This window comes from Bacteroides sp. AM44-19 (genome assembly GCF_003603395.1).
In the GTDB taxonomy this organism is placed as follows: domain Bacteria; phylum Bacteroidota; class Bacteroidia; order Bacteroidales; family Bacteroidaceae; genus Bacteroides; species Bacteroides uniformis.
Map to the genome: position 1 here is coordinate 61,302 of NZ_QTNB01000001.1, position 22,429 is coordinate 83,730.

Below are 22,429 nucleotides of genomic sequence, written 5' to 3' on the forward strand. Positions count from 1 at the left end.
TTTAGTCTTATCGGATGATAGGTTTCACAATATTAATCTTACCTTTGTATGTATAAAAGTAACCGGAAACAAACATGAAACTGCCATTCAAATATATTGCCATACTTGTCATCGTCTCCCTGGCCGGTATCTTCGCCTACCAAGCCTACTGGCTGACGGGGCTCTACCATACCATGCACAGTGAAATGGAAAGGGACATCACCGAAGCCATGCGCATGAGCGACTATAACGAAATGATGATACGCGTGGATAAAATGAAGCAGGACGACATCAACCACGGTGAAGTCAGCGTATCAGCCGGATACAGCGATGACGGAAAATCATTTGTCCGTAGCAGTACCACCATCTCCCGTGAAGATTCTTTGGACAACGCTACCCTGCACGAAACCTTCATGCCCAAAGGAGACAGTGTTTACGTGACCCACCCGAACGATTCAACCCGCGTGGAAGTCAGTGTCAAGGACTCGGACAGCTCTCCCCAATCCGCATTGAGTGCCAAAGGGGGACTGGATGTGATTTTGCGCGACCAAAACAGTATGCTGGAACTCGCCACCTACTTCCAGCGCGGACTGCATTCGGGACTGGACATCATTTCCGACCCCGACGTAATGCTTTATGACAGCCTGCTGACTTCATTCCTGCACGACCGTAACATCAATCTTCCCCATAGGCTGCTACATCTTCACAAAGGCAGTAAATGGGACTCTACCATTCTCTATATAGATACATTGGTAAACATCGGTACTCCCGGCTATGTGCCTACCTCAAAAGCCGTGGAATATAATTATTCTTTCGACATCAATACAAGTCAAAGCTACCGTCTCATCATGGAACCGGTCGGCATGCTGGTTCTGCGGCAGATGTCGGGCATTCTCACCACGTCATTCATCATCTTGATTGTACTCGCTTTCTCCTTCTGGTTCTTGATACGCACCATCTTGAAACAGAAGACACTGGAAGAGATGAAGAGCGATTTCACCAACAACATCACCCACGAACTGAAGACCCCCATCGCCGTAGCCTACGCCGCCAACGACGCTCTGCTCAACTTCAACCAAGCGGAGGAAAAGGCCCAACGCGACAAATACCTGCGTATCTGCCAGGAACAGCTTCAGCGCCTCAGTGGACTGGTTGAACAGATACTTTCCATGAGTATGGAACGCCGCAGGACTTTCCGCCTGCACCCGGAGGAGTTTGCAATACGTGATATTCTGGAAACGCTCATCGAACAACACAAGCTGAAAGCGGAAAGCTCCGTCCACATATCGGTGGACATCGAACCGGAAGATTTGAGCGTACTTGCCGACCGCACGCATTTCAGCAACATCATCAGCAACCTGATAGACAACGCCATCAAATATTCGCACGGAGAGGCCGAAGTGGCCATCCATTGCCGCAAGGTAACCGTCGAAGGGCAGAATGAACAGACCGAAATCTCCGTCAGCGACCACGGTATCGGTATTGCTCCCGAGAAGCAGAAGCACATCTTCGACAAATTCTACCGCGTACCCACGGGTAATCTGCACGATGTGAAAGGCTATGGGCTGGGATTGTTCTATGTGAAGACCATGATAGAGAAGCATGGTGGCAGCGTATCGGTAAAGAGTGAGTTGGGAAAAGGAAGTACCTTTACGATAAGGATATGATAACATTATTTGTTAGGGTACTTTACATTACTTGTTAAGGAGCTTTACATTACTTGTAACAAAAGCGACAATTATGGAAAAGATAACCGTACTTCTGGTTGAGGACGAACAGACCCTCGCCATGATTATCAAGGACACATTGGAAGGGCAGAACTTCATCATCCACACCGCAGCAGACGGTGAAGAGGGATTGCGCAAGTTCTTCGACCTCCGTCCCGACGTGCTGGTGGCAGACGTGATGATGCCCCGCATGGACGGCTTTGAGATGGTGCGCCGCATCCGGCAGACCGACAAACAGACCCCGGTACTGTTCCTTACCGCCCGTTCCGCCATCAACGATGTGGTGGAAGGGTTTGAGCTGGGTGCCAACGACTACCTGAAAAAGCCTTTCGGAATGCAGGAACTCATTATCCGCATAAAGGCCCTGGTAGGCAAAGCTTTCTCCTTTACAGAGGAAAAGCCCAAAGAAACTACCGTTTTTGAAATCGGTGACTACCGTTTCAATTCCGTCACTCAACGACTTGCTTTTGCAGGCACCCCGACTTCACCTAACGCGGATACGGAAGTGGAACTCTCCCACCGCGAGTCCGAGATACTGAAACGTCTTTGCGAGAACCGTAACCAGGTGGTCAACACCCAGAACGTATTGCTCGACCTCTGGGGAGACGACAGCTTCTTCAACTCCCGCAGCCTGCATGTGTTCATCACCAAACTGCGGCATAAACTGGCCGGAGACGAGCGCATCCGTATCGTCAATGTGCGGGGAATAGGATATAAACTAATAGTGAACTAAACTAAAACTAAACTACTATTTATGAAAAAGTTATTATTCATTACTTTTATCTGTTCCTCACTCTGCGCCTATGCACAGAGCGAGATTCCGGAAGACACAATAAAGAACCGGCCTCCCGTAAAGAAAGAGCAGATTCCCTTTTCTCCAAAAGAGAACAAGCGTACGGGCCTTGATGAAAGCCAGCCCCAACAAAGTCTGCAAGACGAACAGCAGGAAGAGATAAATCTCCATCTCCCTCCCTCCGACTATGTGGAGCCCCTGCCCTGGACGGACATGAAGAAGATACACTTTCAGAAAAACATCTTTGAATGGGACTTCCAGCGTTTCGCCGATTTCCTGCTCTCGCCGGAAGTCGTACTGACGATGTACGGCAGCCATAACACCTATCCTGCAATGGGCTCCATCATGCAGGCTGGCGCAGGAGTTACTTATTACAGTCCCGACGGACATTGGGAACTGAGCGGCGGAGTGTATGCCGCCCACTATTCCATCTCTACCCCCTCCTCCATTGCCGGCGCCCAGTATGCCAAAAGGGATGCTCCCCGGGGTACTCAATGGGACATAGGCTACAATGCCTCCGTATCCTACCGCATCAATCCCTACATGCGTCTACATGCCTTCGGCCAGTATTCGGGCTACGGGAGAAGTAACTCCTTTCATGGATATATGAACCCGATGTATCCGCAAAGCGGTTATGGCATGGTACTGGAACTGAAAGTGACGGACTGGCTCGACCTCAACGGAGGGATGGAACGAAGATACGACCCCACTAAAATGAAATGGGTAAATTCGCCCATCTTCGCCCCTACCATTCGTATAAAGAAATAGAAATAATACAAAGATATTTCCAGAAATAGAGGGAAACGAGTATCTTTGTTCAGTCCGCCCCTATGCGGCAGACAGCAACTGAAATTGTGAACAAAGAACTATGAAACGAATCTTCTTCTGCATCATCATTTTACTTGCAGGCATGTCATCCGTCAGCGCACAGAACGGGATGCCTGCCGATACGGTACGTACTGCAGTACGTGGCGAAGCGTCTCCCGAAGGCATGTCTCCGTCTGAAAAGGAGCTTCTGCCGGACGTGAAGAATTACGACGGCTTCCTGCTGGATATGGGGCTGATGAATCTGTCCACCCCCACTCTTCCCAAATTCACTTTGGAGATACCGGATGCCAGCAAAGACTATAGCCGCATCTTCCAGTTGAACCCGAACGTGACTTATTCACAAGGTCTTTCGAACATATTCTCACTCAGCAACTCCCGGTATTTCAGTTCGAATCCCTTCGGACTGACGGGCTTCTGGGGCTCTACTGACAACCTGCAAATGGGAAGTTTCACTTTGAAGAACGGCATGCGCATCCATACGTACGGCGAATATGACAAAGACGGCTGGAAAGTGCCCAACCCTTCCGCACTGCCTTGGGAAAAGAACAATTTCAAAGGGGCGTTCGAGCTGAAATCAGCCAACGGAGCCTTCGGCATACGCATTGAAGTGCAGCAGGGAAGGAACTATCCATATTGAAAGGGGCCGAAGTGACAATGTGACTCTGGCAGCCCCAGCATGCTTCTTTTGTCTGTCTTCAATCGCGCATTTATAAACGTAATTATGAAAAGGAAAATATTGGTGATAGGCGCCAACGGTTTTACCGGCAGGCGCATCCTGGACGATTTATCCCATAATCAGTCTTACCAGACAACGGGCTGTTCCCTGCACGACGACATCTGTCCTCATTCGGGCGACTATCGCTTTATCCGTACGGATATATGCAACCGCCAGGCGGTGGAAAAGCTTTTCCAGGAAGTACAGCCGGATGTTGTAATCAATACCTCCGCCCTCTCCGTCCCCGATTATTGCGAAACGCACCATGCAGAAGCGGATGCCGTCAACATTACTGCCGTGGAGCATCTGGCAGAATGCTGTGAGGCGGGAGGCAGCCGTTTTATCCATCTTTCCACCGACTTCGTTTTCGGTGGTGATACGGACCGACCCTATACGGAGGAGGATATTCCCGCTCCCGTTAATTATTACGGCTACACCAAACTGGAAGGTGAGAAACGTATCGCTGCCGTTTGCAAGGATTATGCCATCGTGCGTGTAGTGGTGGTGTACGGTGCCTCCCTGCCCGGACAGCATGGCAATGTGCTCCAACTGGTGGCAAACAGATTAAGGAACAATGAGGAAGTGTTCGTCGTGTCCGACCAATGGCGTACGCCCACCTTCGTGGGAGACGTGTCGCAAGGAGTGGAGAAGCTGATAAATCACCCACAAAACGGCATCTACCACCTCTGTGGCAGCGAGTGCCTGACCATTGCAGACATCGCTTATTGGGTAGCGGACGTATTGGGACTGAATCGCTCGCTCATCCGTCCCGTCACTACGAAGGAGATGAATGAAAAGACGCCACGTCCCCGTTTCAGCGGGCTGAGTATAGAAAAGGTACGCCGGGAACTGGGATATCGACCGCATACGCTGGAGGAAGGAATAAAGCTGATGTTCGGATAGTAAATAATGCAAGTTCGGATGGCAGCAGATTCGACTACAGCAACTCCGGCTCTGCCAGTCCTTTCTCTTTGCGATACACACGTACCATCTCCAGAATCACATCTCCATATTTCTCCACCCCTTTTTTTCCGAAATACGGAATGCGTACAAGCATGGCCTTATCCGAAGGAAGCAGATTGCTGATGCCTAGAATTGCCTTCTGCTGAATGACGGTGTATACGGGCAGCCCTAATGCGGAAGCTTCTGCATTGCGCCATGCTACCAAGCGGTTGTAAAGTTCCGAATGCAGCACATCCGTGGGTACTTCAACAGCCGCAGCATCGCGTTTCCGCTCACGCGGACGTTTCTCTTTATCAGCCAGCTTACTGCTTCCCTGCCCTTCTTTGGCAGCAGCACTTCTCCCTTTGCCTTTACCCTTCTGCGAAGCCGAATCATCAATGGAAAGCAGTGCTTTCTGCTTCAAGTATCCTGCCATATGGAAACCATTCTCCAGCACATAATCCAGCAAATCAGTCTTCATGTCAAACACTTCCTCCAGCTCCTCCATGGCATCCCGGAGCTTCTTCTTCAACTCTTTATTATCAGAAGTTACCGTACTCGCCATCACCGCATCCAGCGGTTGCAACTGCTCTTGAAAATAAGTGGCGGCAGAGTGTATGCGCCCCTGCAAAGTCGGGTCGGCTGCATAGTCCTGCGCAGTATCAATCAGGCGGGTATACTGGATACTGAACTTCTGGGCTACTTTCGTCACTTTGTCGTGAAAACGTTCCATTTCCTCCTTGCAGGCTGCGAGTTGCTTGGGAAAGAGCTTGTACAAGTGTTCGTCTATCAGCCGCACATACCGCCGCAAAGCCTGCTCCATGGGCTGGAAATCGAACAAGCCCGACAGCAGTTCCAGGAAATAGGTCTGCTGCAAGGAACGGAAGCGTTTCTCGTCCGGCTCGTTTCTCCGTGCCTCCATCGTGAAGGTATCTACTGCATGGTCACTGATAACGGCCTTTGCAGAAAGCGGGGCACTGAGCACCACTCCCTCCAATGTCTTGCAGCGGCTCAGAGCCACATAGGTCTGCCCATGTGCAAAGGAGGCACTGGCATCAATCACGGCACGTTCAAACGTCAGTCCCTGGCTTTTGTGAATGGTAATCGCCCACGCCAGCTTCAGCGGATATTGCCGGAATGTTCCTTCAATATCTTCTGTAATCTCCTTGGTTTCCTCATCAAGCACGTATTTGGCATTCGTCCACTCTTCCTCCTGAAGTAAGAAGGTAGCGTCGCTTCCCTTACTGCGCACTTCAATTCCATCTGCCGACACGGCTGTCACCTCTCCAATCATGCCATTGTAGTAACGGTGCTCACCGGAGGTGTCGTTCTTCACAAACATTACCTGGGCACCGCGTTTCAGTTCCAGTACTTCATCCGTGGGATAGGAATATTCGGGAAACTTTCCGTCAATCTTGGCACGAAAGGCATACGAGCGTCCCGGAAGTTGTTCCAGCTCATGGTCATTAATCCGTTGGGCCTGATAATTGTGGGTCACCAGGCGGATGTATCCTTCTTCTTTATCTGGTACGAAATTGGGAATATACCGGCGGTTCAAGGCTTCCAGCACTTGCCCGTCACAACGGTTTTCGCGAATGCGGTTCAGTAGTTCAAGAAAAGTCCCATCGTTCTGCCGATAGACTTTCTTTAGTTCTATGGTGCAATATTCCGTCTGCTTCAAGGCCTGGCTGGAGAAGAAATAAGGCGTGTCATAGTATTTGCGCAGCATCTGCCACTCATCGTCTTTCACTACGGGAGACAGCTGCTGTAAGTCGCCAATCATCAGCAGTTGCACGCCGCCAAAGGGTTTGTTCCGGTCGCGGAACCGCCTCAAGACGGCATCCACCGAATCGAGCAAGTCGGCACGGACCATACTGATTTCATCGATGACCAATAAATCTATGCTGCGTATAATGTTGATTTTCTCTTTCCCGTAACGAAAACGGTAGGTTGCCTTGCCATCTGCGCTGAATGAGCTTTCGGGCACATAAGGAGCAAAAGGTACTTGGAAAAAGGAGTGGATGGTGACACCGCCTGCATTGATAGCGGCAATTCCCGTCGGTGCAAGTACAATCATCCGTTTCGGACTCTCCACCCTCAGTTTTCGCAGGAAAGTTGTCTTACCGGTACCTGCCTTGCCGGTCAAAAAAAGATGAGTGCCTGTGTTTTCAATGAATTGCCATGCAAGCGCTATTTCGGGATTATTCTCCATTGATATGTTTATTATTCAACCAATCCGCTCTCTCTCAGAATGATACGGATTTCATCAGTAGTCATATATGATAATAGGACAAAGATAGCGGTTATTTCGTTATCCTTGTCCTATTATTCCATTTATTTGTACCCATCCTGAGAAAGCCCTTTACGGGGCAATCCGAACTATTTCAAGCTACCGCCGATAATATCGAGCAGCTCATTCGTAATGGCCTGCTGACGGCTCTTGTTATACTGTTTCGTCAAATCTTGAATCAACTCGTTGGCATTATCTGTCGCCGTCTGCATGGCAAGCATACGGGCAGCATGTTCCGAAGTATTGGAATCGAGAAGCACGGTAAATATCTTCTGACTCAACACTTTTGGCAGAAGTTCCGCTATCAGTTCGCCGACGGAAGGTTCCACAATGTAATCATTATTAAAACTGCGGGCATCCTCCGGTACATCTTCTGCCGCCTCCTGCGCTACTTGCGTCAGGTCAATGGGCAGATAATTCTCGCGGAGCAGCACCTGCGAACCCATCGATTTGAAGTGATGGTAAATCAGCTCCACATGGTCAATCTGCTTTTCCACAAACTCATGCATCAACTTCTCTGCCAGCTCATACGCTTCAACGTACGAAGGCTTGTCTGCCATCACCTGGTAGCTGCCTTGCGGCACATATCCCATTTTCTTGACGGCTTCCTCCATCTTTCTCCCAACGGGATATATCAGAATATTCTCCTTGCCCAGCGACTGGTAATCTTCCAAAGCCCGTTCCAGCATCTTCGCCACATTCGAGTTGAATGCACCGCACAAGGAACTATTGGACGAAAACGCCACAACCGCTACTCTCGTCACGGGTCTTTTCTCGGTATAGGGCGACTCGAAGGAAGCATCCGTACGCAGAAAGTTCGTCAGAATCTCATTCAGCTTCCGTTGATAAGGCAGCATATTCTCAATCCGCCCCTGCGCCTTATGCAGTTTGGCAGATGCCACCATCTTCATAGCCGATGTTATCTGGCGTGTACTCTTGACGGAGCTTATTCTATTTTTTACCTCTTTCAGTGAAGACATATATCTATTTACGATTTAATTATTTACGATTTACGATTGAAGTTACTTTTGCTTGCAGCCGATTTACCACTTACCATATAGAGTAGCCCCAATCGTAAATCGTAAATCGTCCAATCGTAAATTACATGAATTGTCTTGCAACCGCCTCTGCTGTCTCCTCAATCTTCTTGCAGACATCGTCATTGATGGCACCCGTCTTTAAAACGTCGAGTACCTCCATGCGATAGTTCATCTCAAGAGACTCAAGGAAGTTGCGTTCAAACTCGCTGACCTTGTCCAAAGGAACATTCCTCAACAAGCCGTGCGTGCCGCAATAAAGAATGGCAATCTGCTTTTCTACCGGCATCGGGCTGTATTGGGGCTGTACCAGCAGGCGTGTATTCTTCTGTCCCTTGTCGATGGTCAATGCCGTCACGGGGTCCATATCGCCACTGAACTTGGTAAACGCTTCCAGCTCCCGGTACTGTGCCTGGTCAATCTTTAATGTACCTGCCACCTTCTTCATAGCCTTGACTTGGGCATTACCACCCACACGGCTCACAGAGATACCCACGTCAATGGCCGGACGGTTACCCTGGTTGAAGAGGTTCGTATCAAGGAATATCTGCCCGTCAGTGATTGAAATCACATTCGTTGGGATATAGGCGGACACGTCTCCTGCCTGAGTTTCGATAATGGGCAATGCAGTCAGCGAACCGCCACCTTTCACCTTGCCTTTCAGACTGTCCGGCAGGTCGTTCATCTCGCGTGCCACTTCCTCCTGGCTGATAATCTTCGCCGCACGTTCCAACAAACGGGAGTGCAGATAGAAGATATCACCCGGATAGGCCTCACGTCCTGATGGACGGCGCAGAATCAGAGACACTTCACGATAGGCCACCGCCTGCTTGGACAAGTCGTCATAGACCACCAGCGCATGACGGCCGGTATCACGGAAATACTCTCCGATGGCAGCCCCTGCAAAGGGAGCGTAATACTGCAATGCAGCCGGGTCGCCCGCCGTAGCAGCCACCACAATGGTATAGTCCATCGCACCGTACTGGTGCAGGGTATTCACGATAGAGGCAACGGTAGAACCTTTCTGACCAATGGCTACATAAATACAATACACCGGATCACCAGCATCAAAATTGGCACGCTGGTTGATGATGGTATCGATGGCAATGGCCGTCTTACCGGTCTGGCGGTCACCGATAATCAGTTCACGCTGTCCGCGGCCAATAGGTATCATGGCATCCACAGCCTTCAGACCGGTCTGTAGCGGCTGATTCACCGGCTGACGGAAGATAACTCCCGGCGCCTTGCGTTCCAGCGGCATTTCATAAAGTTCTCCGCCTATCAGTCCTTTGCCATCGAGCGGCGCACCCAGAGGGTCTATTACACGGCCCAGCATACCCTCTCCCACCATGATGGAAGCAATACGCTTGGTACGCTTTACAATGAAGCCTTCCTTGATTTTATCCGTAGGGCCAAGCAACACAGCACCCACATTATCCTCTTCGAGGTTCATCACAATGGCCTTGATGCCGTTGTCGAACTCCAACAACTCGTTGGCTTCGGCATTGCGCAACCCATAGATACGGGCTACACCGTCACTGACTTGCAGTACCGTGCCAATCTCGTCCAACTGTACGCGGGTGTCAATCCCTTCCAGTTGCTTGCGGAGAATATCGGAGACTTCGCTTACTTTTATATTTTCAGACAACATCTTAGTATTTACTATTTTACAATTTACTATTTACTATTTGAAAGAACCCGAATCATATACTGTTTGACCTCTACAACTTACGCATCACAAGACTATTAAATAAGTAAATTGTAAATTGTCAAATCGTAAATCACACGATTCTTCTATTCTTATCAATGAACTGCTGTTTCACTTTCTTAAGCTGCGTAGCAATACTGGCATCCAGACGGAAGTCGTTGATGTCGAAGATAAAACCACCTTCAATGGAGGGATCCACTTCAGTCTGCAGCTCCATGCTGGCATGCAGCAGGGAGGAAGCACTGTCATGGATGCGCTCCCGCACTTCCTGGCTGACGGGAACGGCTGTTATCAGCTTTCCTACACCGATATGCTTGTCTTTCCGGTACAAATCCAGAAAACTCAGGCAGATGTACTGGAGAAAGTTTTCCCGCCGGTTCTTCAACACCAGGGTCATGAAACGCGCAAACTCACGGCCCGCAGGAGCATCCCCCACAGCAGCGGTACAGATAAGTGTTAACTTCTCACGTATCGTCAGGATGGGGTTTTCCAATGCCATGCGCAAATCCGGATGTTTCCTGAAGCTACGGTCGAGCATACAAAACTCCTTGTACAGAGTATCTTCTGCCCCCATGCTCTTGGCATATTCCATCAATGCTTTCGCATAACGCATCGAAACGATTCCTATATCCATTTCTTTGAGAATTAATTGTTTTTACTTGCGGCCAGCACTTCATCCAGCATCCGGTCTATCATCTCCATCTGCTCATGTTTCTCGTCCAGATTCTTGCGGATAATTTTCTCGGCTATATCTACGGACAAGACTGCCACCTGGCGGCGAATATCGCGGATGGCCTCTTCCTTCTCTTGCTGTATCTGCTTTTTAACTTCGTCCAGCTCCTTCTGCGCGGCGGCTTCCGCCTGCTTGCGTGCTTCGACGATAATCTTGTCACGCTCATGCATCGCCTCCCGGAGAATACGTCCTTGTTCTTTGTTGGCAGCAGCAATCAACGCTTCACTCTCCTCTTTCAGTTTGGAGAGCTGGGCATTTGCTTCGCGTGCCACTTCCAAAGACTGGTCGATGTAGGTCTTGCGACCTTCCACCATCTTGGTGATAACGGGAAAACCGTACTTGGCAAGCACCACAAACACCACACCGAATGAAAGGAGCATCCAGAACAGCAGACCACTATCGGGTAATAACAATGACATAATTTTATTTACTATTTGACAATTTACGATTTACAATTTGGCTGCGCGGTGATGCTGCACGGACAAATTGTAAATGGTAAATGGTAGATTGTACATTATAAAAAGAATACCAATAAACACACAACTACTGCCAACAAAGCAACACCTTCAATCAAGGCAGCGGCAATAATCATGTTCATACGGATATCTCCGGATGCTTCCGGCTGGCGGGCAATGGCCTCCATAGCAGAACCGCCGATTTTACCAATACCTACACCAGCACCAATAACAGCCAAACCAGCACCAATGGCTGCACCCAGTTTACTAACTCCCACACCTGCCGCAGCAGCTTGCAATAATACAGATAGTAACATAACTTTCAGTTTTTAAATGGTTATTTTTATTAATATTTATATTCCCAATAATCGTATCACTTCACCGCCTTCTCCTTATGCTCTTCCTGCGCCAGACCGATGAACACGGCTGACAGCATGGTGAACACATATGCCTGGATAAAGGCAACCAACAACTCAAGTGCATTCATAAAGATATTGAACAACACCGATGCCACGGTCAGCGTTCCGTTCAAAGCAGGTCCCATACTGGCCGAGATGAATATCAGGCAGGTAAGCACCAGCATTGCCATGTGCCCTGCCAGCATATTGGCAAAAAGACGTATCATCAAAGCAAACGGTTTGGTGAAAATACCGAAGAACTCGATAAACGGCATCATGGGGACCGGTACCTTCAGCCACCAGGGCACATCCGGCCAAAAGATATCTTTCCAATAAGTCTTGGTTCCAAAGATATTCACGGCCAAGAAAGTACAGATGGCCAATACCATCGTAATGGCTATATTTCCCGTCACGTTGGCCCCTCCGGGAAAGAAAGGAATCAGCCCCATAATGTTGTTGATGAAAATAAAGAAGAAGGCCGTCAGCAAGTAAGGTGCGAATTTACGGTACTTCGGACCGACACAGCTCTTTATAATATCATCGTTCACCATCATGATAAACATCTCCATAAACCCGATGAAACCACCGGGAGCGGCACTTCCCTGCGGGTGCTTGCGATACCAGTGCGCCACACTCAAAATGATGAGAAGCAGCAATGCGCTGTTGATGAGCAAAGCCAGTGTCACCTTCGTGATGGAGATGTCCAACGGGCGTATTTCGTTTCCGGTGGCATCATACTCCACCAGCTTGCCTTCGTACTTGCTTCCTGCGGGAGCGATGGAAAAGCCTTCATAACTTCCACCGTTCTCCTCCAGACGTGAGGATAGAAAGGCATGCCATCCGGTGGTAGAGCTATGCACTATTACCGGCAAAGGAATCGTAACGTGAGTTTCGCCCCACGTCGTGATGTGCCATTCGTAAGAATCGCCGATATGCCCGAAGACAATCTCCTTCACGTCCACCGTATTCTCGGCCCGCACCGTGGCGGGTAGCAACATGCCCAGTGCCAGCAGAATTACAGTCAGTATGTTACGCAATCTTTTCATTGTTACTTTTCTTTTTCAGTTTCCGATTCGCCTCAAAAGTGAAGAAGAACCAGGAATCATAAATCAAATATATCAGATAGTTGGCTATAAACGTCAACAAAAACGCCCTGGCTTCCTCACGTACTGCAACGCAATAAACCAGCATCACAATCATGGAGACCAGCATTCTCATCACACGCATCAGCAGATAAATCTGCAACATTCGTCCTGGCATCCGGTGACGGCAGCTTTCGGTCATATTAATCATGAATACTCCGAAAACAAAGAAGAAAAGCGGAATCAGCGGATAACCGCCGAAATAGTGATGCGGATTTATCGAAAAATACGCCCAACCGCCTACAATTCCTATCAATACCGTCAAGAGCGCTGTATGCAATAAGTAGTTTCTCTTAGTAATAGTCACGCCAACAACCTCTATTTTTTAATTTTTAATTTTTTAATAGCCTATTGCTGTTCTATACAGACGGCAACCCTTCCGTTACTCATCTCCACGAATCCGCTTTGAATATCCAACTCATGTTCCTCACCGTCCGTTGCGTAAATCAATTTCCCCGTTCCCAACGATGATACAATCGGTGCATGCTGCGGCAGGATAGAAAAAGAGCCCATAGTGCCCGGCAATGTAACACTTTCCACTTCCCCGTTGAAGAGTTCCTTCTCCGGTGAAACAATATTCAAATGCAACTTTTTCATCATCAAAGCTCCCAGACTTTTAATTTTTAATCGTTTTTCCCCCTGCCTGCTCCAGTAGTTTCTTACCCTTCTCAATGGCTTCTTCAATGGTTCCCACATTCAAGAAAGCAGGTTCGGGCAGGTAGTCCACCTCCCCGTCAAGAATCATCTTGAAGCCTTTGATAGTGTCCTCAATGGAAACCATTGTACCTGGGACACCCGTAAACTGCTCGGCAACGGCAAACGGCTGTGAAAGGAAACGCTGCACACGACGTGCACGGTTCACCAACGTACGGTCGGCATCAGAGAGTTCCTCCATACCAAGGATGGAGATAATGTCTTGCAATTCCTTGTTGCGCTGCAATATTTGTTTTACACGTTGTGCCACTTCGTAGTGTTCTACCCCCACGATGTGTGGGTCGAGAATGCGTGAAGTAGATTCCAACGGGTCCACAGCAGGATAAATACCAAGTTCAGTAATCTTACGACTCAACACCGTGGTGGCATCGAGGTGGGTAAACGTTGTGGCAGGTGCCGGGTCCGTCAAGTCATCGGCAGGCACATATACAGCCTGCACGGAAGTGATAGAGCCGTTTCTTGTAGAGGTAATACGCTCCTGCATGGCACCCATTTCCGTTGCCAGTGTCGGCTGATAGCCTACGGCAGAAGGCATACGGCCCAGCAAGGCCGAAACCTCGGAACCGGCTTGGGTGAAACGGAAGATATTATCAATGAAGAACAGAATGTCACGCGGACCGTCCGTCTCCGCTCCCATGTCACGGAAGGACTCGGCCACCGTCAACCCAGACAATGCCACGGACTGACGCGCACCGGGAGGTTCGTTCATCTGACCGAATATCAAAGACACTTGTGATTTGGCCACTTCGTCATAATCTACTTTGGACAAATCCCAATGGCCTTCCTCCATACCTTTCTTGAATTCTTCTCCGTAACGGATAACACCGGATTCAATCATTTCTCTCAGCAGGTCGTTGCCTTCACGTGTACGTTCTCCTACACCGGCAAACACAGAGAAGCCGTGCTGCTTCTTCGCAATATTATTAATGAGCTCTTGGATAAGCACCGTCTTGCCTACACCGGCGCCACCAAACAGACCGATTTTACCGCCCTTGCTATATGGTTCCAGCAAGTCGATAACCTTGATGCCTGTATAAAGCACCTCTTGTACGGTAGTCAAATCTTCAAACTTAGGGGGGTCGCGATGGATGGGATAAGCACCTGTACGGTCCAACTCCTTCATGCCGTCGATAGAGTCGCCCACTACGTTCATCAGGCGGCCTTTGATTTGTGTACCTATCGGCATGGTGATGGGGCCTCCCAGCGGATGCACTGTCATTCCTCTCTGCAGGCCGTCCGTACTGTCCATAGCAACAGTACGCACCGTGTTTTCACCAATGTGCTGCTGTACCTCTACAATCAGTCTTTTGCCGTTCGACCTTTTTATTTCCAGTGCGTCGTGAATACTCGGCAACATCATTTCTGCCTCCGTTCCTTCGAAATAGACGTCTACTACAGGCCCGATTACCTGTGAGATATGTCCGACAATCTGTGACATAAGCAATCTTTTTATTCTATATTTCCTTAATTATTTTTCCCAATACTAAGTTGTAAGTCGCGTGTATCCTCATTAACAAGTCAGCCAAGTCGCGTCTTTCATCAGCTATGTACTCGTACCTATTAACGTTTGTCAGCTATGGTTTGTTCATCCCAATAGTTACATAAACAACAACGCAAATGTATAAACAATTTGCATGTAGTTGTTACCGTGTATAGCATTTTTTGAACAAAAAAGACTATTTTGAACGATTAATACTACAATTGGAACAAATTGTTACAGACATGATAACATCAGTTAACAATTAGCAAGAAAAAGGAATTGCCCACCCATCTTATGAAAAAAACACTGAATTGACAACAGAGGTTCTGTATATAATATACAAAAAATAAGCCTTGTCTCTCGACAAGGCTTATTCACAACACAAACACAAAATAAAACACGACAAAACTACTATGCAATCTTACCTGTCTATGCCGGGGAGGCATACGTACTAGTTACGGATATTCACATATACATAAACAGCTTCAGGCTGATTTGCACATTATAAACAAATGCGGGGAGGCATTTGTTTATTGCCTATTTGTTAAAAAACACAAATTCAAAGTTTGTCATTGAATACCTCTTTCACGAAGCTTCAACTGCCATTTCCATGCAGAAAGTAAAGTATCTTCAATACTTGTTTCTGCCTTCCAACCCAGTTCATTGTTTGCCAATTCCGGGTTTGCCCATACCTTCTCAATATCACCGGCACGCCGACCTACTATCTGATAGTTCAGTTTTACACCGGTAGCCTTTTCGAAAGCATTAATCAGTTCCAATACGGAAAGTCCACGACCTGTACCGATATTGAATACTTCCACTTTTTCCTTCTGCTTGTTCTCCAAGATACGGCGGATAGCCACTACGTGTGCTTTGGCCAAATCGACTACATTGATGAAGTCGCGGATACAAGAACCGTCGGGAGTATCATAATCGTCACCAAACACGCTCAGTTTCTCACGGATGCCGATAGCGGTCTGGGTAAGATAAGGAATCAAGTTCTGCGGTACACCGTTAGGCAACTCTCCCAACAATGCTGTGGGGTGTGCACCTATCGGGTTGAAGTAACGCAACAAGATGGCGTTTATCGGAGCACCGGAAGCAACCGTATCACGTACAATCTCTTCATTGATTTGCTTCGTGTTTCCATACGGAGACTCAGCTTTCTTAATAGGTGCCTTTTCCGTTACCGGAAGTTCGTCCGGCTGGCCGTAAACTGTGCAGGAAGAAGAGAATACGATACCTTCCACTCCATGCTTCGGCATCAATTCCAGCAGGTTTATCAGTGAAACCAGGTTATTACGATAGTAAAGCAATGGTTTCTGGACAGATTCACCCACAGCCTTGCTGGCCGCAAAGTGAATGATGGCTTTAATGCCTTTATATTTGGTAAACACAGCGTCAAGACCGGCATAATCCAAGCAATCCAATTCCTCGAATGCAGGGCGGATGCCCGATACCTTCTCTATGTTATCTACAACATCTGCGCTGGAGTTTGACAAATTATCAATAATAACAACTTCATAACCTGCGTTTTGAAGTTCCACCACCGTGTGAGAACCAATATAACCGGTTCCACCCGTAACTAAGATTTTCCCTTTCATATTAAATATAGATAATTTAGCTTTTAGGTTATCAATACGCCACAAATGTAAGGAAATAAATTAATAAAAACAGAAAAAGGGGGATAAATTTTAGTTTATCCCCCTTCCACTTTATTTCCGTTTTTTCTTCTTTAAATCTTCACAACCCCCGAAAAGCCCATGAATGCCATTGCCAGCAGTCCGGCAGTAATCAAAGCTATCGGAGTACCCTTCATACCTTTCGGTACACTAACCAGGCTCATTTGCTCGCGCAGGCCTGCAAACAGTGTCAGTGCCAAGCCGAAACCAAGTGCCGTGGAGAATGCATAAACCACTCCCGTCAGCAAATCATAATCTTTTTGGATAACAAGGATAGCCACACCGAGAATACAGCAGTTGGTAGTAATCAACGGCAGGAACACGCCCAAGGCCTGATACAGAGAAGGAGAAACTTTCTTCAGGATAATCTCTACCATCTGCACCAATGCGGCAATCACCAAGATAAAGGTAATAGTCTGCAAATAGCCCAAATCAAAAGCGTCGAGCACATACTTCTGAATAAGGAATGTCACGATAGTGGCGATGGTGAGCACGAATGCCACCGCTGCCGACATGCCCAATGCAGTCTCCACTTTCTTGGAAACTCCCAAGAACGGGCAAATTCCCAAGAATTGCGACAATACGATGTTGTTTACAAAGATTGCCGAGATAAATATCAATATATATTCCATAATCATTAAATTAAGAATTAAAAACTAAAAATTAAAAGCCCGGCAGCCTACCGCCGATACGTTCTCAATTTTTTCATTTTTAATTTTTCATTATTAATTCTTCTTCATACTGTTGATTAAAGCAATGAGATAGCCCAATGCAATGAATGCACCCGGAGCAAGGACAAATACCAACATGCCGTATTCTTCAGGAAGGATACTCAAGTTGAATATCTTGCCGGTTCCCAGGAACTCACGCACGGCACCCAGTAATGTCAGTGCAATGGTAAAGCCCAAGCCCATGCCCAGACCGTCGAACAAGGAAGCCACCGGATTGTTTTTGGCAGCAAATGCCTCGGCACGTCCCAATACGATACAGTTTACAACAATCAGCGGAATGAACAGGCCCAGTGTGGCGTACAATGCAGGAACGTAAGCTTGCATTATCATCTGCAACAGTGTCACAAATGATGCTATGACTACAATGAATGAAGGGATACGCACCATATCGGGAATCAGATTCTTGATGGCAGAAATCACCACATTGGAACATATCAGCACGAACATTGTAGCCAGTCCCATACCCATACCGTTAATGGCAGAGGAAGTGGTACCCAGTGTAGGACACATACCCAGCAGGAGTACAAACGTAGGATTCTCTTTGATAATCCCGTTCATCATAACTTTAAAATTATTCATATCTTCTACTCCTTTCTCATTTAGCGCTGAGTGTATCCACAGCTTCGGGAGCTGCGGAATCAGCAGGTTGTTCAACATTCTTTTGAGTAGCGCCGGTAGTGCCGTCGGCAGTTTCCTGACCGGCATAGGCAGCATAAGCCGCATTCACTGCATTCAAAAAAGCACGTGAGGTGATGGTAGACGCTGTAATGGCATCTACTTTACCACCGTCCTTGCTCACTGTCAATGCAGCTTCACCCGGATTCATGCCGGTGATGTCACCTTTATTGCCTTTCTTGAACCAGTCGGCAGCCTTGGAACCCAACCCCGGAGTTTCCACATGCGACAACAAGGAGTAGTCGATGATTTTGCCTTCAGCATCGAAACCGACCAACACTTTCAGCTCACCGCCAAAACCCATGGCAACAGCTTCCACAGCAGCTCCGATATATTCTCCGCCTTTGGTGGCAGGATATACAGAATACTGTACTCCGTTTACTTCCTGCATCTTCTTCTCGGCGATGGGGTCATTGTCGAAGCCCGGAACCACCGCACTTACGGCATCGCTCAAGGTCTTTGCATTGGCCTGCGCAATGGGCTCCTTCGTCAATTCGTTTACATAAGCCAGCAACGCTACGGAGATTGCGGTAACGCCCGTAAGTACCAGCAACATATTCTTCAAGGATGATTCTAACTTTTTCATTTCTTCTTCGCTACCTCCCCAAAGCGTTTAGGTTTAACATAGGTGTTGATGAGCGGAGTGAACGCATTCATAATCAGAATGGCAAACGACATACCCTCCGGATATGCACCGAACAGACGGATGATGACAGTCAGTAGGCCGATGCAAACACCATAAATCAGCATACCTTTGTGGCTCATCGGAGAAGTCACGTAGTCCGTAGCCATAAAGACAGCACCCAGCATCAGACCACCGGACAACAACTGTACGACCGGGGATACATAAAGTTCCGGATTGACCAGATACATGATACCGGAGAACACGAATACCGTCACCAGAATAGATACCGGAATGTGCCAGGTGATGATTTTCTTCCACAACATGTAGAACAAACCAAGCAGCAGCGCCAAGGCACTCACCTCACCGAGACATCCTCCATTATTACCTATCAGAAGGTCGAAAGCTCCCGGAAGGTCGCTCAGGGACATGCCCGGAGCACCATTGATGACACCTTTCATAATAGCCAGCGGCGTAGCAGCCGTCGTGGCATCCGTATAGGCTGTCAACTGGCCTACAGCCGGCCATGTCGTCATCTGCACGGGGAATGAAAGCAACAGGAATACACGTCCTGCCAGTGCAGGGTTAAAGGGATTGCAACCCAAACCTCCGAAGGACATCTTGCCTACCCCGATGGCAAACAAGGCACCAAGGATGATAATCCAGATGGGCAGGTTGGAAGGCAGGTTAAAGGCCAGCAACACACCGGTAATGATGGCAGAGCCGTCGGTGATGGTTGTGGTCTCTTTTTTCATGAGGAATTTGCCGATGGCCCATTCAAAGAACAAGCAGGCTGCTACGGAAGTGGCCGTAACAATCAGCGCACCCAGTCCGAAAAAGTAAAGCGAAACGAGAAATGCCGGAATCAATGCGATAAGCACACCGTACATATTCTTCTTCACGCTGTCACCGCCGTGAACGTGGGGCGAAAGGGATACGATTAATTTATTCATACTTCGTTATTTTTTAGCTTGACGTGCACGGATCATCGCTCCTACCTTACCCTTACCCAAGCGGATATAATCCAGCATCGGACGGTTGGAAGGACAAGTGAACTGGCATGAACCGCATTCTATACACGACATAATGTCTTCTTTCTCTACTCTTTCAAAATCTCCGTGGGCCGAAACGGTAGCCAGCAGATACGGCTCCAACCCCATCGGGCAGGCTCCCACGCACTTGGCACAACGGATACAAGGCTGTACCTCGCCGCGCTTGGCTTCCTTCTCGTTCATAATCAGAATACCGGAGCTTCCTTTGGCTGTCGGTACATCCGTATTTACCAGAGCTTTACCCATCATCGGGCCACCGCCGATAATCTTGCCCGTATCTTCGGGCAGACCGCCGCAAGCTTCAATCAGCTGCTTCATCGGCGTACCGATACGTGCCAGGAAATTGGACGGCTTTGCCAACGACTTACCAGTCACGGTAATGACACGTTCAAACAGAGGTTTGTTCTTCTGTACGGCCTGGTAAACGGCAAATGCGGTACCCACATTCTGCACCACAGCTCCCGTGGAGATAGGCAGCGCACCGGCTGCAACCTGGCGACTGATGACTGCATCAATCAACTGCTTTTCACCACCCTGCGGATATTGTACCTTCAAGGGTACCACCTCGATACCTGCATAACTGGAAGCGACTTTCGTCATCAGCTGGATGGCATCGGGCTTGTTGTTCTCAATGCCAATGAATGCCTTGTTCACCTTTACCGCTTTCATCAGAATGGATACACCTACCATAATTTCTTCCGCATGTTCCAGCATCAGCTGATGGTCGGCAGTCAGATACGGTTCGCACTCTACGGCGTTGATGATGACACACTCTGCCTTGAATGCAGGAGGAGGACACAACTTGACCTGCGTAGGGAAGCATGCACCGCCCAGACCTACGATACCGGCATCAGCGATTTTCTTCACGATTTCCTCGGAGGTCAGACTGCATTCCTTCACCAACGTTTCGGAACGGTCAATGGATTCTTCCCATTCATCCCCTTCTACGTCAATGAATATAGCAGGCTTGGCGTAACCGCTGGCATCGACAATCGTGTCAATCTTAGCGACTTTCCCGCTGACAGACGAATGAATGGCTGCTGATACAAAACCGCCGGGCTCGGCAATCTTTGTACCCACTTTCACAACATCACCTTTGGCAACGATAGGCTTGGCAGGAGCACCGATGTGCTGTCCCAGCAAGATAGCGGCCTTGGCCGGAATCTCTGCCTTGATGATAGGCTGATGTGCTGAAAGTTTATTTTCGTGTGGATGGACTCCACCAATTGAAAATGTCTTCAACATACAATTCTGTATTTTTAGTCGTTTATTTACTTTATTAATTCATACCTCAACTTGGGAAGTCTAAACCTCTGCTTTGGGAGTCTCAACCTCAGCTTTAGGAGCTGCAACCTTTACTTGGGGAGCTGCATCGTCAGCCTTCGGTTTGCGCGGCGGGAAGTTGAGGGCAATGATTGTGTTTTGCGGACAAGCTTCCTCGCACTTGCGACAGGATTTACACTTATTGGGGTCAATGTAAGCCAGATTGTTTTCCAGCGTGATAGCCTCGAACGGACAAACCTTCACACACTTGCCGCAACCGATACATGCCACGGTACAAGCCTTGCGTGCTACGGCCCCCTTGTCCTTGTTTACACACTGTACGTAAATACGACGTGATTTCTTGCCTTGAGGACGGATTTCAATAATAGATTTCGGACAAGCCTTGGCACAAGCTCCACAAGCCGTACACTTTTCCTCATCCACTTCGGGAAGTCCGGTCTCCGGATTCATGTGGATAGCATCGAACTGGCAGGCAGCCACACAGTCGCCGCATCCCAGACAGCCATAACTACAACCCGTTTCACCACCATAGAGAGAAGCCGCAATGGCACAACTCTTGGCGCCATCGTATTGGTTCACACGAGGACGGTTGGCACAAGTTCCATTACATCTCACCACCGCAACCATAGGTTCGGCAGCAGCGGCATCCAAGCCCAGAATCTCGGCAATCTTTGTCATGACGGGCTGTCCACCCACCGGACAAAGTTTACCATCCAGCGAACCTGCCTTTACACAAGCATCTGCAAATCCGCTACAACCGGGGTAACCACATCCACCGCAATTTGCCTGAGGAAGCACCTCTGCTACCTGGGCAATCCGCGGATCTTCATACACGGCGAATTTCTTGGAAGCCACGTAAAGAATAGCGGCTGATACCAGCGCTATAACTCCCAATGAAATCACTGCAATCAGAATTACATTCATAAATTAGTTGTTTATTAATTATTTGTTTTATTATTAGTTAGTTCATCGGTCGTACGGAGAATGAGAACTTCTTACCCATCCGCGACTTGTTCAGCCACAATATATAATAATAAGGTACAAGAAGTGCTAGCGAACAAAGCGCGGAACGCAGCTCGTCATTCCAGATAGCCATAAAGACAAATAGTGAGATTATCAGAATAAGGAAAGGAAATATAAAGGCAAACAGAACTGCCATCACTCCCATTGAAAGTTCGCCCGTCACCCATACACGGTCGCCGGGCTGGTAGGATGCGGCATTGGCATCGGCCACATCGACAAGTTTCTCTTTTGTATCCGCAGAGGTACAATGTCCCTTGACACTACACGAAGCGCACGCTGAAGTCTGGATGATTCTCACTTGGAGATGAGAACCGTTTATGTTTTCCACAATACCTTGATGTTTTATAGTATTCGCCATTTTGCAAAGTGTGCATTACAAATCGCGGCAAATTTACGCATTATTTGTGAACTGCAAACCT

23 protein-coding genes are annotated in these 22,429 nt (G+C 48.2%); 5 read left to right on the top strand and 18 right to left on the bottom strand.

Going from position 1 to position 22,429, the window contains the following annotated elements; translation table 11 throughout:
* The first annotated feature begins 74 nt into the window (after window positions 1-74).
* The 5 genes from DW947_RS00355 to DW947_RS00375 all read left to right on the top strand — a co-directional run bounded on the left by DW947_RS00355 (window position 75) and on the right by DW947_RS00375 (window position 4,945).
* The gene (locus DW947_RS00355; RefSeq protein ID WP_117962464.1) at window positions 75-1,646 is read left to right on the top strand and encodes a sensor histidine kinase; all 1,572 of its coding nucleotides are present in this window, start codon (window positions 75-77) and stop codon (window positions 1,644-1,646) included.
* Window positions 1,647-1,719: 73 nt separating this feature from the next.
* Window positions 1,720-2,439 (top strand): response regulator transcription factor, encoded by a 720-nt coding sequence (locus DW947_RS00360; protein ID WP_035448477.1) that lies wholly within the window; start codon window positions 1,720-1,722, stop codon window positions 2,437-2,439.
* 21 nt (window positions 2,440-2,460) lie between these two features.
* A complete protein-coding gene (locus DW947_RS00365) occupies window positions 2,461-3,267 on the top strand; it encodes a hypothetical protein (RefSeq protein WP_117962461.1) in 807 nt (268 codons plus the stop codon).
* Window positions 3,268-3,367: 100 nt separating this feature from the next.
* Window positions 3,368-3,964 carry an occludin gene (locus DW947_RS00370; protein ID WP_117962459.1) on the top strand — a complete coding sequence of 199 codons (597 nt, stop codon included), beginning with the start codon at window positions 3,368-3,370 and terminating at the stop codon, window positions 3,962-3,964.
* An 84-nt stretch (window positions 3,965-4,048) separates the two neighbouring features.
* Window positions 4,049-4,945 carry an SDR family oxidoreductase gene (locus tag DW947_RS00375; protein ID WP_165859455.1) on the top strand — a complete coding sequence of 299 codons (897 nt, stop codon included), beginning with the start codon at window positions 4,049-4,051 and terminating at the stop codon, window positions 4,943-4,945.
* A gap of 34 nt (window positions 4,946-4,979) precedes the next feature.
* Here the strand turns inward: DW947_RS00375 and DW947_RS00380 are convergent, their stop codons facing one another.
* The 18 genes from DW947_RS00380 to DW947_RS00465 all read right to left on the bottom strand — a co-directional run bounded on the left by DW947_RS00380 (window position 4,980) and on the right by DW947_RS00465 (window position 22,368).
* A complete protein-coding gene (locus DW947_RS00380) occupies window positions 4,980-7,196 on the bottom strand; it encodes an AAA family ATPase (protein ID WP_117962457.1) in 2,217 nt (738 codons plus the stop codon).
* Window positions 7,197-7,363: 167 nt separating this feature from the next.
* Window positions 7,364-8,254: a F0F1 ATP synthase subunit gamma gene (locus tag DW947_RS00385; RefSeq protein WP_044467776.1), complete on the bottom strand. Its 891-nt coding sequence runs from the start codon at window positions 8,252-8,254 to the stop codon at window positions 7,364-7,366.
* Window positions 8,255-8,375: 121 nt separating this feature from the next.
* Entirely contained in the window at window positions 8,376-9,959 is a 1,584-nt protein-coding gene (gene atpA, locus DW947_RS00390; RefSeq protein WP_085929908.1) for a F0F1 ATP synthase subunit alpha, read from the bottom strand.
* A gap of 133 nt (window positions 9,960-10,092) precedes the next feature.
* The gene (locus tag DW947_RS00395) at window positions 10,093-10,653 is read right to left on the bottom strand and encodes a F0F1 ATP synthase subunit delta (RefSeq protein ID WP_005829118.1); all 561 of its coding nucleotides are present in this window, start codon (window positions 10,651-10,653) and stop codon (window positions 10,093-10,095) included.
* Between the two features lie 11 nt (window positions 10,654-10,664).
* A complete protein-coding gene (atpF, locus tag DW947_RS00400; protein ID WP_005836994.1) occupies window positions 10,665-11,171 on the bottom strand; it encodes a F0F1 ATP synthase subunit B in 507 nt (168 codons plus the stop codon).
* A gap of 95 nt (window positions 11,172-11,266) precedes the next feature.
* Window positions 11,267-11,524 (bottom strand): ATP synthase F0 subunit C, encoded by a 258-nt coding sequence (atpE, locus tag DW947_RS00405; protein ID WP_005829122.1) that lies wholly within the window; start codon window positions 11,522-11,524, stop codon window positions 11,267-11,269.
* Between the two features lie 56 nt (window positions 11,525-11,580).
* The gene (gene atpB, locus DW947_RS00410; RefSeq protein WP_009038492.1) at window positions 11,581-12,651 is read right to left on the bottom strand and encodes a F0F1 ATP synthase subunit A; all 1,071 of its coding nucleotides are present in this window, start codon (window positions 12,649-12,651) and stop codon (window positions 11,581-11,583) included.
* Window positions 12,635-13,054, bottom strand: a complete 420-nt coding sequence (locus DW947_RS00415) for a hypothetical protein (protein ID WP_005829126.1) — start codon at window positions 13,052-13,054, stop codon at window positions 12,635-12,637. Before DW947_RS00415 ends, atpB begins: the two co-directional genes overlap by 17 nt.
* A gap of 41 nt (window positions 13,055-13,095) precedes the next feature.
* Entirely contained in the window at window positions 13,096-13,344 is a 249-nt protein-coding gene (gene atpC / locus DW947_RS00420) for an ATP synthase F1 subunit epsilon (RefSeq protein WP_034523421.1), read from the bottom strand.
* Between the two features lie 19 nt (window positions 13,345-13,363).
* The gene (atpD, locus tag DW947_RS00425; RefSeq protein ID WP_005829130.1) at window positions 13,364-14,899 is read right to left on the bottom strand and encodes a F0F1 ATP synthase subunit beta; all 1,536 of its coding nucleotides are present in this window, start codon (window positions 14,897-14,899) and stop codon (window positions 13,364-13,366) included.
* Between the two features lie 611 nt (window positions 14,900-15,510).
* Complete coding sequence (gene galE, locus DW947_RS00430) at window positions 15,511-16,545, bottom strand: UDP-glucose 4-epimerase GalE (protein ID WP_005836990.1); 1,035 nt, start codon at window positions 16,543-16,545, stop codon at window positions 15,511-15,513.
* A 131-nt stretch (window positions 16,546-16,676) separates the two neighbouring features.
* Window positions 16,677-17,255 (bottom strand): electron transport complex subunit RsxA, encoded by a 579-nt coding sequence (gene rsxA / locus DW947_RS00435; protein WP_119958393.1) that lies wholly within the window; start codon window positions 17,253-17,255, stop codon window positions 16,677-16,679.
* A 93-nt stretch (window positions 17,256-17,348) separates the two neighbouring features.
* Complete coding sequence (gene rsxE, locus DW947_RS00440) at window positions 17,349-17,933, bottom strand: electron transport complex subunit RsxE (protein ID WP_005829138.1); 585 nt, start codon at window positions 17,931-17,933, stop codon at window positions 17,349-17,351.
* A 16-nt stretch (window positions 17,934-17,949) separates the two neighbouring features.
* Window positions 17,950-18,615: an RnfABCDGE type electron transport complex subunit G gene (locus DW947_RS00445; RefSeq protein ID WP_005829140.1), complete on the bottom strand. Its 666-nt coding sequence runs from the start codon at window positions 18,613-18,615 to the stop codon at window positions 17,950-17,952.
* Window positions 18,612-19,604 carry an RnfABCDGE type electron transport complex subunit D gene (locus DW947_RS00450; RefSeq protein WP_005829143.1) on the bottom strand — a complete coding sequence of 331 codons (993 nt, stop codon included), beginning with the start codon at window positions 19,602-19,604 and terminating at the stop codon, window positions 18,612-18,614. Before DW947_RS00450 ends, DW947_RS00445 begins: the two co-directional genes overlap by 4 nt.
* Before the next feature lie 6 nt (window positions 19,605-19,610).
* The gene (rsxC, locus tag DW947_RS00455) at window positions 19,611-20,948 is read right to left on the bottom strand and encodes an electron transport complex subunit RsxC (RefSeq protein ID WP_005829145.1); all 1,338 of its coding nucleotides are present in this window, start codon (window positions 20,946-20,948) and stop codon (window positions 19,611-19,613) included.
* Between the two features lie 60 nt (window positions 20,949-21,008).
* The gene (locus DW947_RS00460) at window positions 21,009-21,911 is read right to left on the bottom strand and encodes a Fe-S cluster domain-containing protein (RefSeq protein WP_005829147.1); all 903 of its coding nucleotides are present in this window, start codon (window positions 21,909-21,911) and stop codon (window positions 21,009-21,011) included.
* A gap of 37 nt (window positions 21,912-21,948) precedes the next feature.
* Entirely contained in the window at window positions 21,949-22,368 is a 420-nt protein-coding gene (locus DW947_RS00465) for a SoxR reducing system RseC family protein (RefSeq protein ID WP_008663545.1), read from the bottom strand.
* Window positions 22,369-22,429 lie beyond the last annotated feature (61 nt).